Origin of the sequence: Asticcacaulis sp. AC460 (assembly GCF_000495795.1) — a bacterium.
GTDB lineage: Bacteria > Pseudomonadota > Alphaproteobacteria > Caulobacterales > Caulobacteraceae > Asticcacaulis.
In genome coordinates this window covers 109436-127583 of record NZ_AWGD01000009.1, presented here as the reverse complement: position 1 = coordinate 127583, position 18148 = coordinate 109436, and the positions used below count along the sequence as shown (strand labels likewise).

Sequence of the window (18148 nt, the reverse complement as noted above, 5' to 3'; positions counted from 1 at the left end):
CGACTCATTGAAGGGAACATTAAAGACTTCTACCGCCCAAGCCAAGCTTTACGGCCGGCACGCGGGCAGGTGTTAACAGCTCTTTACAATTTATGTTCTCATTATGTTCCAATAATGTCAACAGGCCCGCGAATTCACGGGCCTGTCGTCGTCGATCAGGGCTTGGGGGGCTCGGCCGGCTTTGCCGGCTCGGCGGGTTTTGTCGGGAGATAGTCCGGCCTTTCCACCGTAATCGGACCGGTGGGCAGGTCTTCTTCCTGCACGATCGAACCGGGCTGAACCAGGCGATTGCCCGGCGCGCGCACCAGGAACGGCATACGCGGCCCCTCATAACGCTGGGAATATCTCACTTCGCGGGCATTCGCCCACAGGAAACTGCCGCCGTAGCTGCCTTCGGTCCATTCGCCGGCCGTTCCGGTGCCCAGGCGCGTCCGATGCAGGGTGTAGATATGCACAGCGCATTTTTCCAGCGATTCGACATCACGGGCGACGACGTTGAACTTGACCTCGCCGCTGGCGGGATGCCCGATCGAAAAACAGACGCCGCGCTCGTTCGGCGCCTTCAGTTGCTTCTCGCAGCCCGACAGGCCGACAGCGGCGGTACCCGCAAAGGCCATGGCGGCCATAAGCTTCCACTTCATGTGTAGATCCTTCTTCACTGCGCCTTGACGGAGCAGCCCTTGCCCTGGTCGACCAGGGTACGGAAATTGGTATTGTCGTCGGAAACCTCAACCCGGTTCGGCACCAGCCGCAGGGTTTTCTTGCCCCAGCTGCCGTAGGACGCCTTGCCCGGCGACATGCAACGGCCATCGTAAAGCTGCTCGACGCACTCGCCCAGGGTGAGATTGTCGGCTTCGCGGTTCCAGCTGCCGGAATTGAAGCGCAGGCAGGTCGCGGTCGCGCCAGCAACCGGAGCCGTCGGGGTTTCGACAACGGTTGGCGTCGCCGGCGGAGTCACCGGAGTCGGGGTGGTGGGCGCGGTTTGCGTCGGTGCGGCCGGCACAGGGACCAGCGAACCGGTCGGCGCCGCGGCGATATTGCCCTGGTCGTCGACGCCGACGTCCAGTTGGCCCTGGGCGATGCCGTTCTTCTGGGCGCATTCCGCGACCGTCAGTTCGCCGACATCGGCGCCGTTGACGTAACAGCGCAAAGGCTTTTTGGGGTCCATCTGCGGCGTGGGATCGCTGACGTCATATTTCAGGCTGGGCAACTCGCCGTTCATCTTGGGGTCGTCCTTATGCCCCCTGTTCAGCATCAGGCCGACGCCCACAGCGGCGAGGATGGCGACAACGGCGCCGATGGCAATGAATTGCCAGTTTTTGTTACCCTTCATCGCCACAACCTTCCCCCTCCCATGCCGCTAAATCAACCGTCAGGCGACGTGGCGAAGCAAAACTTCGCCCGTTCGTCAGGATGACTAAAGGCCTTGGAATGCGGCGGCTGTCAAGGGGCTCGGAAAGGGGTCAACCGCCACCTGTGAGGCGGTTCAGGGCGGCCTGGTAATTGCTGATCTGGTTGGTCAGGTAAGCCGGCGCCTGCCCCGAAGACTTGCCCTTCTTCTTGCTGTCGGTTTCCTGCGGATCGCCGTACTTCAGGTAGTTGTACGCCTTCTGGACGTTCTTCATGACGGCCTGCAGCGACTCCAGGGCAGTCTTGACATTGGCCTCGGTCGCCAGGTTGAGCGAACCGTCGAAATCGAGCCCCATCATCTTCTGGGTCTCGGTGTAGTTATTGGCCTTGGCGTCCATCACCTTGTTGGCGTCGGCGGACACGATGCCCGGCGCCAGGCCCAGCCCTTCCAAGGCATCCCGGCCGGACGGCCCGGCAACGAATTCCATCTTGCTGGACTTGTTGGAGGGCTGGATGTTGAGCTGGCTGAGCGGCTGGCCCGTCATCTTCATGATGTCGACCTTCAGGCGGTAGCCCGAAGCGCGGACGATCTTCTTGGACAGGGTTTCCAGGGTTTCGTCGGCGTCGATGGTGATGGTCTTGCGCGCGCCCGACGACGGATCGACCATGTAGAACTGGTCGCCGGTGCGGACGGCGGTCGACGATACGACGCGGGTATTGGCTTCGATCTTGCCCTTGACGTCGACGCCCAGATCCTTCTGCAGAATGGCGCCCTGGGGCAGGCCCATGCGGTCGAGCACGCTGGAACCGCCCTTGGAGATGGCGATCGCATTGGGCGACACGACACCGTCCTGGCCGGTGTAGCGCTTCTGAAACTCGACATCGCCGTTTTCGATGTCCAGCTTGGCCAGGAAGGCGTCCTTGACGCCCTTGCGCGTGCTGGTCGCCGTAGTGCCGGCGATCTCGCCGTCGGTATTGCCGGAAATCCAGGCCTTGCCGTCGTCGGTGAACCTGACCTGGGCGTCCTTTTCGATGCCGGCGCCGCCATAGTAGGCGACCTTGTCTTCCGCGGTATTGGTCAGGTCGGCGTCGATCGACAGGGCGAAGGCGTCCTGACCGCCGGAATAGGCCTTGGTGACGCTGGCGGTGGTTTCCATCAGCTTGCCGTTGCCGGTGGAGCCGCCGAGATAGATCTTGCCGTCGATCAGCGAGAAGCCGGTGATGTTGCCGCCGCCGATGCCGCCCAGGTTACGGGTGTTGGCGACATTTGCCGCCCAGGTGGTGGTGGTCTTGCCGCCGGTCGTTGTTGTGGTCGAGCTGACGTCATAGCTGCTCACGACGGCATTGCCGTCCTCAAGGCTGGCGGCGTAGACGGTGGAACCATCGACAACCAGCTGCGAGGTGCTGTCGCTGTTCGCCGTGCCGGTCTGGACGGAGAAGCGGGCGTCGCCGGTCTTCGAAAAGCCCATGATATAGCCGTCATAGCCACCGGACGCAGTGCCCGCGGCGCCGGTCATCAGGGACTTGGTCTTGCCCCCGACATAGACCGAACCGTCATCGCCGAAGGCGACCGACGTCGCCTGGTCTTCCTGGGTGGCGCCGCGGCGCTGGGTCCATTCCTCGACGCCGTACTTGTCGAAGACGGTGACGAAGCTGTCGCTCAGGGATTCATTGACGCCGTTGGTGCTGACATTGGTCGTGCTGGTGACGGTCGTCGCCTTGTCGCCGGTGCCGTACGTCTTGGTCTCGGTCTTGGAAACGTTGAAGGCGCCGGTTACCGAGCCGGCAATGGCGACCCGTCCGTCGTCCGACACCGACATGGCGTAGCCCGACGCCGTTTCGGACGCGCCCAGGGTGCGGGTATAGACGACCTTGCCGGCAGAATCGTACTTGATCACGGCGACGTCCTTGTTGCCCTTGATCGTCTGCTCGTTGATATCGCCCTCGACGTCGGCGAGCACATAGACCGAGCCGTCAGCGCCCGACACGGTCTGGCGCACGGCGGTGATGTTCGGCGACAGGGCGGCATTGGCCTCCTGCCCTTCCGTCCAGAACTTGGTGCCGACCTTGGAGGCCGGGTCGGCAACCAGGCCGTTGGGGTCGTCCTGGAACTTGACCAGTTGCGAACCGACATCCTTGCCGGTTTCGTAGACGATCTTGCCGTTTTCGTCCTTCTTGGTCTTGCCGTCCTCGCCCTTGACGACGGTTTTCTTTTCGGGATCGCCTGTGGTCTGGACGACATAGACGGAATCGGCCGTGGTCGGCGCGCTCATCGTCAGGTCTTCGTAGGAGACGCCCTGGATCTTCAGACCGTAGCTGTCCAGCCCCTTCGACAGGGTGATAGTCTTGCCGTTGACGACCTGGGTTTCGGCCACAGCCGGGGTACGGTTGACCACGAACTTTGTGGCCAGCCCCTGCTCTTTCAGCTTGGAATTGATGTAGCCGACGACGTTCGACATCGACCGCGTGCCGCTCATGTCGTTCAGGTCGATATCGACATTGAACGGCGTCTGGGTACCGATCTTCTTGACCGCGATACTGAACTTGACGTCGCCCTCGAAGGCCTTGACCGAGCTGGTCGCCGAACCGGTATGGAAAGCCGGACCGGTATAGGTCGAATTGGTCCGACCGACCCCGACCTCGTTCTTCAGCTTTTCGGTCAGGTTGCCTTGGGTCAGGCTGAGGTGGTCAAACTTGGCGTCCTGGATATAGGTCTGGACCTCGTTCATTCCGGTCAGGAACCGGCGACGGACCGCGGCCATCTGCAGGTCGGAGGTCGAGCTGTCCTGGGCCTTGTGAGCCAGGCCTTCCAGGGCGTTGAGTCCCTGATACAGAGTAAACAGCTTGGTATAGTCCGGCGACGAACCAATGACGTCGGAGACGGAGGCATTCGGATTGATAAAGCGGTGGCCGGCCAGGACGTTCTTGACCAGGGCCTTGTCGTCCATCATCCCTGAGCCGGTCCCCCAGGGGGTCCGGGGCGCCGCGGCACTGCCGGTGGGAGAGGTCGTCTTGCCCAGAACCAGGCCGGAAACGCCGGACGCACCGCCGCTGACGCCGGATTTGGCGTTGTAGTAACTCGTCAGAAAGGAGCTGTCGAACGAGATCACTGGGAAAATCTTGCCGAGTCAAGAGGTTGAGTCGGCCTCAGTATCCGGCAATAAAGCTTAAGAAGCGTAAACTTTTCGCGGTTAACGCCTTGGCGCAAAAGAAAAAGGCGAGCTTGCGCCCGCCTTTCTCCCGTCGGAGTCGGATTTCGGAGAAGGTTCTGGATCAGCCCTGGAACAGGGACAGTATCTGCTGCGGTCCCTGGTTGGCTATCGAGAGAGATTGCGTCCCCAGTTGCTGCTGGACCTGAAGGGCCTGCAGCCGCGAGCTTTCCTTGGCCATGTCGGCATCGACCAGGTTGCCGATACCGGCGCTGATCGCATCGTCCAGCTTGGCGACGAAGCTGAGGTGACCTTCGATTTGGCGGGCCTGGGCGCCAAGCTTACCCAAAGAAGAGTTCAGATTGTCAATGGACGCATCCAAAAAGCCCAACGCCGCACTGGCGAGAGTGGCGGTCGACAGGTCAGCCGCTGAAGACAGCGTTATGATACCCGTGTTGTTGCCGGCCGAATTAAAATTAAGGTCAAAGACATCCAACTCCAAGGCGGAGTTAGCGTCAGCGTTTGCAATAAACGATATGGGGGCAGTGACAGTGCCGTCAAAGAGGTTTGTCCCATTGAACGTCGCGTTGCTAGATATCTGCTTAATCTGACTAATCAACGCGGTGTAGTCGTTCCTCAACGCCGTACGCGACGCCTGGTCGATCGAAGTTTCCTTCAGACCAATGACCTTCTCACGAAGTTCGTTCATCAGGTCGGAGATCGACTCACCGGCGGCCATCGACACATCAGCGATGGAATTTGCCCGATTGAGGCTGTCCTTGACAGCGTTCAAACCCGACAGGTCTGCCCGCTGGCTCTGGGCGATCGAATAGACCGCCGAATTGTCTTTGGCTGTGGAGACTTCCAAACCGGTGCTGATCCGCTTTTGGACTTCGTCCATGTTGCGATTGGTTGCGTTCAAATTCTGTAACGCAATCATCGCAGAAGTATTTGTATGTACGCTTGCGGGCATGGTTCGCTAACCTCCGAGGACTTGCCGACTCACTCAAGTCTTAACGGTTATGGTAAGCAAAGCGTTAACAAGCGCAAACGCATTTCGCCGCGCATTAATATAATGCACGGGATAAGTTCTAAAATTTGACCTTAAGTCTAAGGCTTAAATATCTGTTTTTATAACCGAACCGGCCTGGTAGTTACCGGACTTTTTCATGTCCAGAAGTTCCTGACGCGGTAACTGACGAACCACTTCGCCGGTGTAGCGATCGATGGCCTTATAGACCCAGTCCCCCGTATTGGGGTCTTTGTCGACGGTCAGACGCAGGGAATATTCCGGAGCAGGCCCCTTATCCTGGCCTTTTTGCGACAGATCGTTGCCCTGATTCTGTTCCTTCGGGGCCGAAGAGGCCTCGGCGGCGGCGACAGGCTTAGCGGTTTCGTTAACCGGCTTGACCTGGGTCGCATCCGGCAATTGGGGGAAACTGACTATATTGTTGATCATCTCCACTTTACGCCCGGCCCTTTGGCGCGGACGCCCTCCTTCAAAAACTGTACGTACTGGGAGTTACGCGGCGAAATGAGAGAGGGGCGGACTTTCGACCGCCCCTCCTTCCGATTAACGGAACAGGCTCAGGACAGTCGAAGTGGACTGGTTGGCGATGGACAGGGCCTGAACGCCCAGTTGCTGCTTGGTTTGCAGAGCCTGGAGTTTGGCGCTTTCCTTGGCCAGGTCGGCGTCGACAAGGTTGCCGATACCGGAAGTGATCGAGTCCTGGAGCTTGCCCACGAAAGTCATGTGGTTATCCAGGGCCTTCGACGAGGTACCCAGGCGGGCCAGGGCCGACGAGACGTTGCTGATCGAGGTGTCCAGCGTGGTCAACAGGTTGTTGGCCGACGTGGCAGTGTCGAACGTATCGTCCGAGGCCAGGGTCACGACCGTACCGCCCAGCGACAGATCTTCGCCGGCGACGGTGATGGTCGAGGAACCGTCCGCATTGGCTAGGGCCGCGATCTCGGTGTTCGTGCCGTCAACGAGGTTGATCCCATTGAAGGTCGCGTTCGACAGAGTCTTGGTGACCTGGTCACGGATCGATTCAAAGTCCGCCTTCAGCGCGTCGCGGCTGGTGGTGTCCAGCGAGGTGTCGGAAGCGGCCAGGGCCTTTTCCTTCAGCTGGGTCAACATGTCCGAGACGGATTCGCCGGCCGACATCGACACGTCGACGACCGAAACGCCGCGGGACAGGGAGTCCTTGACGGCGTCGAGCGACGAAACAGTGGCGCGTTGGGATTGGGCGATAGCGAAGGCCGCACCATCGTCCTTAGCGCTGGCAACCTTCAAACCCGTCGAGATGCGGCTTTGGGTCGAGGCCAGTTCGCTGGAGGTGCGATTCAGGTTTTGCAGGGCAACCATGGCCCCGACATTGGTATTGATGCTAGACATTGTGTCTATTTCCTTCATTCTAGAATGTTCCGGTGACATTTTGTCGACCGGTGGCATTTTGCCTGTACGTCATGATGCAAAATCCGGGCCACAAAGCCCAAGCATCATTCGATATTTATACCACTGATTTCATTAACAATTCACCCACGGCACAGACCGCGAAGGCGGCACTTTTTGCCCAGTTGCGGCAAATTTTGCCGGGTCGGCAATTCTTACCGCCCCCTTGGCAAGCCCCACGAAAGCGCACGCCCCCTGCCCGCTGATCCAGGCCCCTCTGGCCAGCCACCGCCCGCTCCATGGCTTGCCGCGCCCGGCGCCCCGTCAGACGCGAAGAAGCCCGGACATCCCGTCCGGGCTTCTGGGTGTATGTGAGGTTGTTCGGCTGGTTCTGAACAAGAAAAGGCCGGAGTGGATGAACCACTCCGGCCGTTGTCCGGATTAGCCGCGGAAGAGGCTGAGGGCCGTCTGCGGAGCCTGGTTGGCGATGGACAGAGCCTGGACACCCAGCTGCTGCTTGGTTTGCAGAGCCTGGAGCTTGGCGCTTTCCTTAGCCATGTCGGCGTCGACCAGATTGCCGATACCCGCTTCCAGCGAGTCCTGGAGTTTACCAATAAAGGTCATGTGGGCCGAAACGGCCTTGGAATCGGTACCCATACGCGCCAGAGCCGCCGAGACGTTGCTGATCGAAGAGTCCAGCGTGGTCAGCAGGGTATTGGCCGAGGTCGCCGTCGCGAAGGTCGCGTCGGTGGCCAGGGTAACGATGGTGCCTGCCAGGCTCAGATTTTCGGTGTCGACGGTCAGGGTAGACGAGCCGTCGGCATTGGCCAGCGCACCGATGCTGGTGATGCTGCCGTCAATCAGATTGATGCCGTTGAATTCCGCATTCGTAATCGTCTTGGTGATCTGGTCACGAATCGATTCGAAGTCGGCTGCCAGGGCATCCCGGGAGGTGGTATCCAAAGACGTGTCGGACGCCGCGAGCGCTTTCTCCTTTAACTGAGTGAGCATGTCCGAGATGCTTTCGCCCGCCGACATGGCAACGTCGATCGACGACGTGGCCCGGTTCAGCGAGTCCTTCACCGCGTCCAGCGAGGCAACCGATGCGCGTTGGCTTTGCGCAATGGCATAGGCTGCCCCGTCGTCCTTTGCCGAGGCGACCTTCAGGCCCGTAGAAATCCGGGTCTGGGTCCCCGCCAGCTGGCTGCTCGTGCTGTTCAGGTTTTGCAGCGCCACCATGGCGCCAGTATTGGTGTTGATCGAAAGAGACATTTGATTTTCCTTACCATTCTGGTCGGGTTCAAACGGACATTTTGCCGTGTAGCCATTTTGGCCTGCCCTCATGAAAGCAAACACGATGCCAATTAAGGGATATGGTAAAAATTAATTTAACTTATTGAATATGAAGAGTTTATTTCACTTGCCAAGTTAATGAATCACGCGGCGCGCCCGCACACCGGTCATGATTTCACGGCAATTCCTGCCCAGCCCGGCAAATTCTGACCGGCACGATCCACCGGAGCGTTTTTACCGACGTGCAGCATGCTACCGCCTCCGCGGTAACATGCCACAAAGGCTCTGCGTAACATTGTTACCACAGGCCAAAACATAGTTAATCCACGGTTGACTATGCCCTATCGCCCCACGGTCCGCCGTGTCTTTACTTCGCGCAACAACAAGCAGGCTGGGGAGTTGAGACCATGATTTCCAGTGTTGTGTACCGCCGCCGGCCGCTTCGCGCGGCCCTGGTCCTGGGCTCAGCCCTGGCCGTTTTGGCCGGCGCCGCGGCTCAGGCCGCCGATGTCACCATCACCTTCGACGACCTTCCTACGCATGAACCCGACGACGTCGTCAGCGACCGCAGCGTTCCGGCCGGCTATGGCGGCCTGAACTGGGACAATTTCGGCCAGATCAATGTCGATTACCTCGGTGGCATCTGTTGCGGCTATCAGACGGCGGCGGCTTCGGGCCGGCACGTCGCCTATAACGGCAACGCCCAGGATGCGGCCTTTTCCAGCGGCCGCAGCTTCCGCCTCAAATCGATCAATATCAATTCGGCCTTCGATAATCACCTGTTCGAGTACATCACCGGCTACGACCGGCACGGCAATGTCGTTGGAACCCGGACTCTGGATCTGCCGGTATGTTGCAATACCTATGTCGCCTTCGACGAGAGCTGGAAGGGACTGCGTTATGTCACCTTCCGCAACCTGCAGGACACCTGGTTCGGACTGGACAATGTCGTCGTGGCCTTCGTGCCGGAGACCATCAATCTGGAGCAGGACTTTTTCACCGAGGATGATGAAGCCGCCCAGAAAAACCCGTCGGTCTTCGACGGTGGCACCTTGCGCCCAAGCCAGGGCTGGACCTTCACCCAGGCCTTTACTGTCAACGCGCCCGGCGGCACGATCGACAGTGTCCATGGCGACCTGGTGTTCAGCGGCGATATATCCGGCCCGGGCGGACTGATCCTGACGGGCGGCAAGGTTATTACCTTTTCCGGCAATAACAGCTACGCCGGCGGCACGGTCCTGATGGACGGGACGTTCCGCCTTTTGTCGAGCACGGCCGCCGGCACAGGCGCAATCACCACCCGGGGCTCGGTCATAGACTATGGTGACGGCGTGACGATCGCCAATGCCGTGGTGATCGATTCCAACACCACCCAATTGCACACCGCTGACGGCGTGACCGCCACCCAGGCCGGCAGCACTTCCGAGCTGAATGGCCCTCGCCCGCTGGAAAAGACCGGCGATGGCACCCTGGTCCTGACCGGCGGGAACAGCTTCACGGGACTGCTGACCGTCAGCGATGGCGACTTGGTGCTGGGCGCGACGGGCAGTCTTGCCTCCGCCGTCACCGTGACCGACCAGGCCGGCTTCGGCAATCTCGGCGAGGTTGCAGGCCTGGTTACCAACCACGGCACCCTGGTGACGTCGGGAACGCTTTGGGGCGGGCTCGACAATTTCGGCACCACCACCGCGGCGGGAACCGTCAATGGCGGTGTCACCAACCGCACCGGCGGCAATTTCGTCGTCAATGCCAACCTCACCTCCGACAGCGGTTTCAGCAATGCCGGCGGCGCGGATTTGACCGTGACCGGTGGGCACTATCAGCTCACCGCCGCCATAGCCAACAGCGGCACGATCGAAGTCGCCTCCGCGGCCAGCCTGACCGCGACCGGTCTCGCCAACCAGGGCGAGGTCAACAATAACGGTATCTATAACGGCAATGCCATGAACACCGGCCCTGCCGCGGAGATCGTCAATGCGACCGGTGCTGTGTGGAATGGCAACCTGGTGGGCAACGGCAACGGCGGCAGGGTGCTCAACCAGGGCCGTTGGAATGGCCGCCTCAACAACGCCGCCAGCCTGACCACGACCGGCATGGTGACGGGCGGCATCGACAACGCCGCGGACGGCACGGTCATGGCCGCCGGCGGACTCCAGGGCGACAGCCGCAGTGCCGGGCTGTTCGTCGTTACCGGTGCATTGGCCAGCAATGGCGGCCGGTTCGACAACCTGGCCGGCGGACGGCTCAGGATCGAAGGCAACAACTATAGCGGACTCGGCCAGATGACCAATGCCGGGGACATCCTGATCGGGACCTCTGCCGCCAACGGACAGCTCGGCGCCGCCGGTCTGGACAATTCCGGCCGGGTCGTCATGCTGAACGGCCGCACGGGCGACAGGATCAACCTGACCAGCGCCTATAGTGGAAGCGGGGTGTCGAGCTTAAGCTTCGACGCTGTGATGGGAGTCAATGACGGCGCTTCGGACCGCCTGTCGGCTGCCACGACGACGGGACATACGACCGTTACCTTCCAGAATATCAGCGATCGGAAGGTCTATTTCGACGTCCCCATCGTCCTGATCGCCAGCCAGGGCGGTGACGGCCGCTTTACCGCCGCCACCGACGCCCTGACCCAGGCCGCCCTCGCCTCCCAGGGCATTGTCGACTACCGTTTCGACCAGATCACCGGCAGCCGAAACTGGGGCATCATCGCCAGCCTCAATACCGCCCAGGCCGGCAGTGTCGCCGGCCAGACCGCCGCCCTGACCACGACCTTGAACAGCGGCGTCCTGGCCGACACCCACGACCTGATGGGCCAGCCGGGTGACGACGACACCTGGCGCGGCCAGGTCTGGATGAGAGCCTCGACCGGTGGCCGCACGGCCACGGTCACCTCGACCGCCTCGGATCCGTATTCGCCGGTGGATGAAGCCTATCTGCGGCTGGCCTATGACGGCGTCCAGTTGGGCAGCGACCTGTCACTGACGCGCGACGCCATGCGCTTACGTGTCGGCGTCACCGGCGGCTGGCTGGAAGCACGGGTAAAGGCGCGCAATCCGGCATCTGCAACCCACTATCACCTGCCCTATTACGGCGGATACGCCGTCTTCGCCAATAACGACGTAACCGCAGCGGTCCAGGTCCGCCATCACGACCTGTCCCTGTCGCCCGACCCGTTTCTCAGCCCCGATCGGCTGAACGGCCAAACCGATACGGTCGCCGCCACCCTGTCATTGCCGCGCCACGCCGGCATCTTTGGGGTCGAACCCTATCTGAGCTATGTCGCCTCCGATACCGATCTCGATACACTGACGCTCAATGGCGGCGTCGGCGCACTGCGGTTCAACACCATCGAAAGCCGCGTCGCCAGCGCGGGCCTGAGGATCAGTTCTGTTCAAACGCGCGAGACCATAACCTGGCTGCCCTTCGTGGCGGTGGCAGCCAGCCGGGAATTCGCCGATGAGGCGGTGACGACCTTCGCCCCCGTCGGCGGTGCCGGCGACGTCAGCCTCACGGCCTCGCGCGCCGGAGACTTTGCAGAGGTCTCCGCCGGGGTCAGTGCACGCTATGCTGGGGGCGGCGAATTCTATGTTCGTGGTGATGCCCGTATCGGCGCAAACTACAAGGGCTACAGCCTGACCGCCGGCGGACGCTTGCGCTTTTGACAAAAAAGCCCGGCGTGACAGCCGGGCTTTTAAATCTTGTTCGCGAAGGTGCTTAGAAGCTGCCGCCCATCTGGCGTGTCGCCGAGGCGTCCTCGTTCTGCGGCGCCAGGCCCTGCATGATGATGCGGTTGATTTCGATCAGCGGCGCGATCTCTTCCTGGTTCCGCATGACCAGCGAGGTGTGTTTGTTGACCCAGATCGACAGCGAAATGATATTGGCGCGGACCATGTCCGGCAGGCCGTTGCCGTCGACCGAGCAGTCGGCACCCAGAGCCGACCACATACGGCGATTCCAGTCCAGGGCGTCCATGCGCTCGCGAATCATGGAGCGGTCCATCTTTTCCGCCTCCATTAGCGCGCGCGTCACCTGGCCGAACAGGCGGTACTCGGTCTGGCGCGGATTCTCCGCACGGGCGGCTGTGGTCTGGTACGCCTTAAGGGACATCAGGACTCTTTCTGTTACGACAGAACCTCAAGCTCAGCTGGAGCTCGCGGTTCTCCCCAATCGTTCGTCTTCGTAGTCGATGAGCTTACGGCAGCCCATCAGCGCCTTATAATACTCCTTGGTCATTAACGACCGGGAAATGGCGACGCATTCCTGAAGCACCGCCGGATTGGCGATGACATTCATGAACTCGGTCATGCGGCGCAGGAACTCGTCGTAATATTTTTCGGCGCCGGCCTCATCCAGGTACATCATCATGACCGGGAAATAGACGTGGCGCGCCGGGGAGTTGGCTTCGGCCTGCTGCATGATGTCCTTCTCGCGAAGGACGGACGCCTTGTTTTGCAGCACCAGCGAACAGCGGCGATCGCCGTTTTGCACGACGGCACCGTTCAGGACGAATCTTTCCCCAGGCTTCAGCGACAGTTTTAACGGCATTGACTTTCTCTCGGTCTGCTGGTGCGACCCGCAAACCTTATGCTTAAGGCTTATAGATCACACGGAGTTAACATCAGGTTGCCGGCCCGCCCTATCCGCCCCCTTGGTGACGAATTTCTTAAGGCCAATTAAACGAATCTCGTATTAACCATGACACGAAACGCGTGCGTGGAGGAGTCGTGTCCAACTATCTGAGACATCCCCAGAAAAGGGCTGACAAAAGCGCAGGCAAAACAGCCTTTAGCCCCAAGGAGGCCGCAACCGCGATTCCTCTGGGCGCTGAGGAGGCCGTAGCGCTCCAGGGCGTGGGCCTGGTTAATCCGGCGGCGCAAATTCTCGGCGATTCCGCCTCATCCGAATCGCTGAAGCGCCTGATCTCCAGCACCGACCACATCAAGCAGATCGACACCCTGGTCCTGCTCAAGGAAGCGCTTGTGATGTTCAAGCGCGGCAGATGGGCAGAGGGCGGTGAGCTGGCGCTGAAAGCGTTGCATGTCGACGAGAAAAGCGCCCAGGCCTGGCATGTGCTGGCGATTTCGCGCGAAAAATGCGGCGACCTGAAGACGGCCATTACCTGTTTCGAGACAGCACTGCGCATTTCGCCGGAAGACGTCTATATCGCCAATGATCTGGGCCGCCTCGCCTTTCGCCTGGGGCTTAACGACCTGGCGGAAAAGTTCTTCCTGCACTTCCTGGCCAGCTTTCCAAATCACGCCGAAGCCATGAACAACCTGGCTTCGGTGCTGCGTGAAAAGAACGATCTGGACGGCGCCGTCGAGGTGCTGCAGTCGGCGCTGGCGGCCTCGCCGGACGATCCGCAACTGTGGAACGCTATCGGCACAGTGGTCAATGCGCGCGGTGATTCGGAGACCGCGGCGATCTTCTACCAGGAAGCGCTGAAGTTTGACCCGGACCATTGTCACGGCAATTACAACTTCGGCAATGTCCTGACTTTGCTGGGCCATTTCGAGGAAGCCCGCCGGCATCTGACGCACGCCCTGCCGCGTTTCACCGATCCGATGAACGTCCATACCTGCAAGCTTAGCCTGGCCTTTGCCTATCTGGCCGATGGCGACCTTCAGAACGGCTGGGAATGGTACCGGACGCGTGGCAAGGAAAATACCGCCGAGGAGACCGTTTATCTGGTTTCACGTCCGCGCTGGACACCGGACATGCCGTTGAAGGGCAAACGCATCTTCGTGTCGGCGGAACAGGGACTGGGCGACGAAATCATGTTCGGCAGTCTGTTGCCGGACCTGATCCGTGAAGTCGGCCCCGAAGGCCATGTCGGCATCGCCGTCGAAAAGCGCCTGGTTCCGCTGTTCCAGAAGGGTTTCCCGGAATGTACGGTGGTTCGTCACCACACGGTGAAGCACCAGGGCCGCACGGTACGGGCCTTCCCGGAACAGTCGGACCTGAGCGGTTGGGACACTTACGCGCTGATGTGCGACTTCCTGCAACGCTACCGCCCGGCGCTTGAGGATTTTCCGACGGACCAGATTTTCTTCCACCCGGATCCGGAGCGGGTCGCCTACTGGAAGGCCATGCTGAACGGCCTGAACGACAAGCCCAAGGTCGGTGTCCTGTGGAAATCGGCCATCAGCCATTCGCGCCGCAACCGCTATTATTCGCCGTTCGAGGACTGGCAGACCGTTCTGTCCCTGGACGGAATCCAGTTCGTCAACCTGCAGTACGGCGACACCGAAGCCGAACTGGAAGAGGCCCGTGCCATGGGGCTGGACATCTGGACGCCGCCGGGAATCGACCTGAAGAACGATCTCGACGACCTGTGCGCCCTGTGCATGGCCATGGACTGTATCCTGGGCCCGGCCAACGCCACCAGCAACATTGCGGCGGCCGCCGGCGTGAAAATCTGGATTGCCAGCCTGGCTAACACCTGGATCAGTCTCGGGACGGACCGCCTGCCCTGGTACGCCGATACGCGCATGTTCTATGCCCAGAACGCCCTGGACTGGCAGCCGGTCATGCAGGCCATGCGTGACGCGCTGGTTCAGGAGTTCCTTAGCTGACAGCGTCCGCCAGGTCCTGCCAGGCCTGCTGGTTCCAGAAGATGCGCGCCTGACCCGACGGCGACGGCAGGACGCAGATGCGCGTCGCACCGATCGTTTCCGGCTGGAAGCCCAGGGGAATCGTGCCGGTCGGCCGGCAAAGATAAGATGCCGCTCCGGTCTTGCTGGTGAAGGCCAGGACTTTAGGCTGATATTTCAAAATCTTGTCGCGAAGAGCTGAGACGTCGAATGCATCCGACGGCAACTCGTTATCATTGCCAAAATGGAGCTTGCACAGGTCGGTCAGGCCGATTCCATGGTCCAACACACGCAGATAATCCCGGGCGGCGATAAGCTCAGGTGTCAGCCCAATGGCATGGAGTGTGCGCCAGAAAAAATTACCGGGATGGGCGTAATAGGCTTTCGACTGCGCCGACACCCGTCCGAGCGCCGTGCCGCAGAACACCACCTTCAGGTCCAGCGCCAGGACGTCGGGAACGCAATGGTCGGGTGGAAGTGCGCCGAATTTCGACAGTTCAGTCATGAGGCCCATTTAGGCCTGCCACGGGAATTATCAAGCCCGGCCTTGGCCGAAGGTCGCCATCGTCTTGCAGACGCGGCAAGAACCGCGTGACGATGGATCGGCGAAGGCGTAAAACCATCATCAAGACGAATCATTCGAACCTCCTCCCATGACCGCAGCCGCTTCTCGCCCCGACTATCGGCACCTGGCCCACCAGTATGAGGCGGCGCATGACCTGCCCGCTGCGCTGGATGCCTGGCAGCAGGCCCTGGCCGAGTCCCCGGAATCGATCGAGATCGGCCGTCACCTGGCCGACCTCGCCTTTCGCCTGCACCTTTGGGACATGGCCGAAAAGCTGCTGGCCCACCTGATTCTCCACGGTGTGCGCGATCCCGTCACCGTCACCGCCTACGCGGCGACCCTGCGCGAACAATCACGCTACGACGAGGCCACAGATCTGCTGAAAACCTTGCTGGGGCAGTCCCCAGAGGAATCCGCCCTGTGGGAAGGCCTGGGCTCGGTGATGGCTGCCAAGGGCGACACGGCCACCGCCCAGATCTTTTTTGCCGAGGCCTTGCGGCTGGATCCGCAGAATTTCCACGCCCTGTTCAATCGCGGCTGCGCCCTGATCGATGCCGGCGAACTGCGCGAAGGCCTGGCCGACGTGCGCACCTGCGCCGAGCTGTTCCGCGATCCGGGCAATAAGGTCAGCGCCGGCCTCGTCAGCGCCCATACCGCTCTGGCCACCGGCGACCTGAAAAACGGCTGGGCTTGGTTCACGGCCCGGCACAAGCGCGGCACCCAGGCAGAAGTCCACTATGACCTGAAGCTGCGGCCGCTGACGGCGAGGGAAAGCCTCAATGGCAAGCACCTGTTCGTATCCGCCGAACAGGGATTGGGCGACGAAATCCTGTTCGGTTCGCTGCTGCCCGATATCGCCGCCGCCATCGGCCCGCATGGCCGCTTGGGCATAGGGGTCGAGCCCCGCCTGGTTTCGCTGTTCCGGCGCAGCTTTCCCGATGTCCAGGTGGTCGCTCATCGTACACGCACCCTGGACGGCCGCATCATCCGCGACTTCCCGGGTTTCGATCCGAAACCGTTCGATACCTATGCCCTGGCCGGAGACTTTCTGCCGGTGTTGCGGCGCAGCCCCGAGGATTTCGCGCATCCCAGGGCCTTTCTGACGCCCGATCCGGAACGCCAGGCGTTCTGGCGGCAATATCTCGACCGGTTGGGGGATGCGCCGAAGGCTGGCCTGCTGTGGAAGAGTCTGAAAACCGGCGCCCAGCGCGACCGCTATTTCGCCGGTTTTGACCTGTGGAAAGACCTTCTGACGGTTCCGGGCGTTACCTTCGTCAACGTTCAGTACGGCGATTCGTCGGCCGAAATGGCGGCGGCGCGGGCGGCCGGACTGATGGTCCATACGCCCGAAGGGATCGACCTGAAGGACGATCTCGACGACCTGGCGGCGCTGTGCTCCACCCTGGATGTCGTCATCGGGCCGTCCAACGCCACGACCAATATCGCTGCGGCCTGCGGCGCACAGACCTGGCTGCTGGGCGGCAAACATAGCTGGTTGCGGCTGGGTATGGAGCCTTTCCCCTGGTACCCGAAGGTCCTCTATTTCGAAACGCCCGGGCCGGGCGACTGGGCGCAAGCGTTTGCGGCGATTCGGCAAGGTCTCAGCCAGTTGGCTTAGGCCTTGTAGGGTTCCATCCCCGGATCGAGATAGGCGTTGTTGCCTTCCCGGACCTTGGCCGCCGCATCGTCATACAGGAACGGCAGGAAGGCATAACGCTGGCCCTTGGTGATCTTTGACACCGCGTGAAGCAGGGCGCAGGAGAACACTACGGCGCCACCGACCGGCGGCTTGAAGCTGCGCGGGCCATACTCCGGGAAGCTCAGTTCGCCGCCTTCAAATTCCTCATTGAGATTGATCGTCACCGCGAACCGGCGGTGCGCGGTTCCCTTGGTGACATTGTCGCGATGGGCCCGGAAATGGCCGCCATCCTCTTCGGTGTAGCAGCCGATAATATAGCGCTCCATGCGCGTGGCATCGAAATTGTGGATCTTCTTCACCTCAGGCACGATGCGGCGAATAACACGGGCCTGGAGCTGTTTGATCAGTTCGCGGTCCTCGATGGTCACGTCGCGGCGGCGTTTGAAGCTGTGGTCATGAACCGGCTTGGTGACGCCGTCGATTTCGCGCATCACGCCGCTTTCTTCATGGTCGCCGGCTTCGTAGATGCCGATCAGCTTGCGGCAGAATTCCGGCTCGAAAACCCGCGGCAGATACAGGACCGGCGCCATCAGTTCGGTGCCGGCAAAGCGTTCCGGCGCCGGCAGGGCGTCCAGAAGGGCAAACAGGCCCGGCAGGTTGGCGCCATCCTCGGTGATCGGCAACACCTTCATCAGGCGCAGGGTCGGATCCAGCAGCATCCAGAAGCGGCGATAGTTCAGAGGTCCCTGTTGCGGCAAGGCTCCGTACAGGCGCGAAACATTACCGTCGAAATCCCAGAAATGCCTTTGCCCCGGCATATACTCCTTCAGCCGCTGCTGTTCACGGTCCTGGGGGTCGATGCTGATGCCGAAAAAGCAGATCTTGGTATCGTCGAACAGGTGACGATGGGCCATCACCGCGGCCATGGCGTTCTGCGCGATCGGATCGCCGGCCGAGCCGAAGAAGGCCATCAGGACATAGCGTCCGCCTACCGACGAAAAAGCGTAGTTCGGATGGCTGGTGCAGACCTGATGAAACCACGGCGCGGGATCGCCCGGCGCCAGATTTCGGTATAACGGCTTGGGCGGCGGGGCAACCTCGGCGATGGTGTCGTTGAGGTCCTGTTCGGGGGTGTCGGTCTGTGCAGTCATACCGCTAAAT

The 18148-nt window shown here is 61.0% G+C and carries 14 protein-coding genes; 3 read left to right on the top strand and 11 right to left on the bottom strand.

All coding sequences use genetic code 11. The features are described 5' to 3' along the window. Window positions 1-155: 155 nt before the first annotated feature. The 7 genes from ABAC460_RS30695 to ABAC460_RS30665 all read right to left on the bottom strand — a co-directional run bounded on the left by ABAC460_RS30695 (window position 156) and on the right by ABAC460_RS30665 (window position 8166). Window positions 156-641 (bottom strand): hypothetical protein, encoded by a 486-nt coding sequence (locus ABAC460_RS30695; RefSeq protein WP_023452450.1) that lies wholly within the window; start codon window positions 639-641, stop codon window positions 156-158. A 14-nt stretch (window positions 642-655) separates the two neighbouring features. Next, the gene (locus ABAC460_RS30690; RefSeq protein WP_023452449.1) at window positions 656-1333 is read right to left on the bottom strand and encodes a hypothetical protein; all 678 of its coding nucleotides are present in this window, start codon (window positions 1331-1333) and stop codon (window positions 656-658) included. Window positions 1334-1463: 130 nt separating this feature from the next. Next, a complete protein-coding gene (locus ABAC460_RS30685) occupies window positions 1464-4460 on the bottom strand; it encodes a hypothetical protein (protein WP_023452448.1) in 2997 nt (998 codons plus the stop codon). Between the two features lie 163 nt (window positions 4461-4623). Continuing rightward, the gene (locus ABAC460_RS30680; RefSeq protein WP_031236478.1) at window positions 4624-5472 is read right to left on the bottom strand and encodes a flagellin; all 849 of its coding nucleotides are present in this window, start codon (window positions 5470-5472) and stop codon (window positions 4624-4626) included. A 144-nt stretch (window positions 5473-5616) separates the two neighbouring features. Further along, window positions 5617-5958 (bottom strand): flagellar protein FlaG, encoded by a 342-nt coding sequence (locus ABAC460_RS30675; RefSeq protein WP_031236477.1) that lies wholly within the window; start codon window positions 5956-5958, stop codon window positions 5617-5619. A gap of 114 nt (window positions 5959-6072) precedes the next feature. Next, window positions 6073-6897: a flagellin gene (locus ABAC460_RS30670; protein ID WP_023452445.1), complete on the bottom strand. Its 825-nt coding sequence runs from the start codon at window positions 6895-6897 to the stop codon at window positions 6073-6075. A 438-nt stretch (window positions 6898-7335) separates the two neighbouring features. Continuing rightward, window positions 7336-8166 carry a flagellin gene (locus ABAC460_RS30665; protein ID WP_023452444.1) on the bottom strand — a complete coding sequence of 277 codons (831 nt, stop codon included), beginning with the start codon at window positions 8164-8166 and terminating at the stop codon, window positions 7336-7338. 428 nt (window positions 8167-8594) lie between these two features. Here ABAC460_RS30665 and ABAC460_RS30660 point away from each other — a divergent pair, with 428 nt between their 5' ends. Next, window positions 8595-11852, top strand: coding sequence for an autotransporter outer membrane beta-barrel domain-containing protein (locus ABAC460_RS30660; RefSeq protein WP_023452443.1), 3258 nt, complete (start codon window positions 8595-8597; stop codon window positions 11850-11852). 52 nt (window positions 11853-11904) lie between these two features. On the opposite strand, the gene flaF is transcribed toward ABAC460_RS30660, so the two are convergent. After that, window positions 11905-12297 carry a flagellar biosynthesis regulator FlaF gene (flaF, locus tag ABAC460_RS30655; protein ID WP_023452442.1) on the bottom strand — a complete coding sequence of 131 codons (393 nt, stop codon included), beginning with the start codon at window positions 12295-12297 and terminating at the stop codon, window positions 11905-11907. Between the two features lie 33 nt (window positions 12298-12330). Beyond that, on the bottom strand, window positions 12331-12735 hold the full coding sequence (flbT, locus tag ABAC460_RS30650; RefSeq protein WP_023452441.1) for a flagellar biosynthesis repressor FlbT: 405 nt from the start codon (window positions 12733-12735) through the stop codon (window positions 12331-12333). A 179-nt stretch (window positions 12736-12914) separates the two neighbouring features. Between flbT and ABAC460_RS30645 the strand changes: the two genes are divergently transcribed. Beyond that, window positions 12915-14765 (top strand): tetratricopeptide repeat protein, encoded by a 1851-nt coding sequence (locus tag ABAC460_RS30645; RefSeq protein ID WP_031236476.1) that lies wholly within the window; start codon window positions 12915-12917, stop codon window positions 14763-14765. Here ABAC460_RS30645 and ABAC460_RS30640 read toward each other — a convergent pair. Continuing rightward, entirely contained in the window at window positions 14758-15297 is a 540-nt protein-coding gene (locus tag ABAC460_RS30640; RefSeq protein WP_023452439.1) for a mismatch-specific DNA-glycosylase, read from the bottom strand. The genes ABAC460_RS30645 and ABAC460_RS30640 overlap by 8 nt on opposite strands. 139 nt (window positions 15298-15436) lie before the next feature. Here ABAC460_RS30640 and ABAC460_RS30635 point away from each other — a divergent pair, with 139 nt between their 5' ends. Further along, window positions 15437-16966 carry a tetratricopeptide repeat protein gene (locus ABAC460_RS30635; RefSeq protein ID WP_023452438.1) on the top strand — a complete coding sequence of 510 codons (1530 nt, stop codon included), beginning with the start codon at window positions 15437-15439 and terminating at the stop codon, window positions 16964-16966. On the opposite strand, the gene ABAC460_RS30630 is transcribed toward ABAC460_RS30635, so the two are convergent. After that, window positions 16963-18138 carry a 2OG-Fe(II) oxygenase gene (locus tag ABAC460_RS30630; protein WP_023452437.1) on the bottom strand — a complete coding sequence of 392 codons (1176 nt, stop codon included), beginning with the start codon at window positions 18136-18138 and terminating at the stop codon, window positions 16963-16965. The genes ABAC460_RS30635 and ABAC460_RS30630 overlap by 4 nt on opposite strands. Window positions 18139-18148 lie beyond the last annotated feature (10 nt).

Excerpts from the sequence above, each read along its gene's own strand:
- ABAC460_RS30695 (WP_023452450.1), bottom strand. The coding sequence starts at position 641 with ATGAAGTGGAAGCTTATGGCCGCCATGGCCTTTGCGGGTACCGCCGCT.
- ABAC460_RS30690 (WP_023452449.1), bottom strand. The coding sequence starts at position 1,333 with ATGAAGGGTAACAAAAACTGGCAATTCATTGCCATCGGCGCCGTTGTC.
- ABAC460_RS30680 (WP_031236478.1), bottom strand. The coding sequence starts at position 5,472 with ATGCCCGCAAGCGTACATACAAATACTTCTGCGATGATTGCGTTACAG.
- ABAC460_RS30675 (WP_031236477.1), bottom strand. The coding sequence starts at position 5,958 with ATGATCAACAATATAGTCAGTTTCCCCCAATTGCCGGATGCGACCCAG.
- ABAC460_RS30670 (WP_023452445.1), bottom strand. The coding sequence starts at position 6,897 with ATGTCTAGCATCAATACCAATGTCGGGGCCATGGTTGCCCTGCAAAAC.
- ABAC460_RS30665 (WP_023452444.1), bottom strand. The coding sequence starts at position 8,166 with ATGTCTCTTTCGATCAACACCAATACTGGCGCCATGGTGGCGCTGCAA.
- ABAC460_RS30660 (WP_023452443.1), top strand. The coding sequence starts at position 8,595 with ATGATTTCCAGTGTTGTGTACCGCCGCCGGCCGCTTCGCGCGGCCCTG.
- flaF (WP_023452442.1), bottom strand. The coding sequence starts at position 12,297 with ATGTCCCTTAAGGCGTACCAGACCACAGCCGCCCGTGCGGAGAATCCG.
- flbT (WP_023452441.1), bottom strand. The coding sequence starts at position 12,735 with ATGCCGTTAAAACTGTCGCTGAAGCCTGGGGAAAGATTCGTCCTGAAC.
- ABAC460_RS30640 (WP_023452439.1), bottom strand. The coding sequence starts at position 15,297 with ATGGGCCTCATGACTGAACTGTCGAAATTCGGCGCACTTCCACCCGAC.
- ABAC460_RS30635 (WP_023452438.1), top strand. The coding sequence starts at position 15,437 with ATGACCGCAGCCGCTTCTCGCCCCGACTATCGGCACCTGGCCCACCAG.
- ABAC460_RS30630 (WP_023452437.1), bottom strand. The coding sequence starts at position 18,138 with ATGACTGCACAGACCGACACCCCCGAACAGGACCTCAACGACACCATC.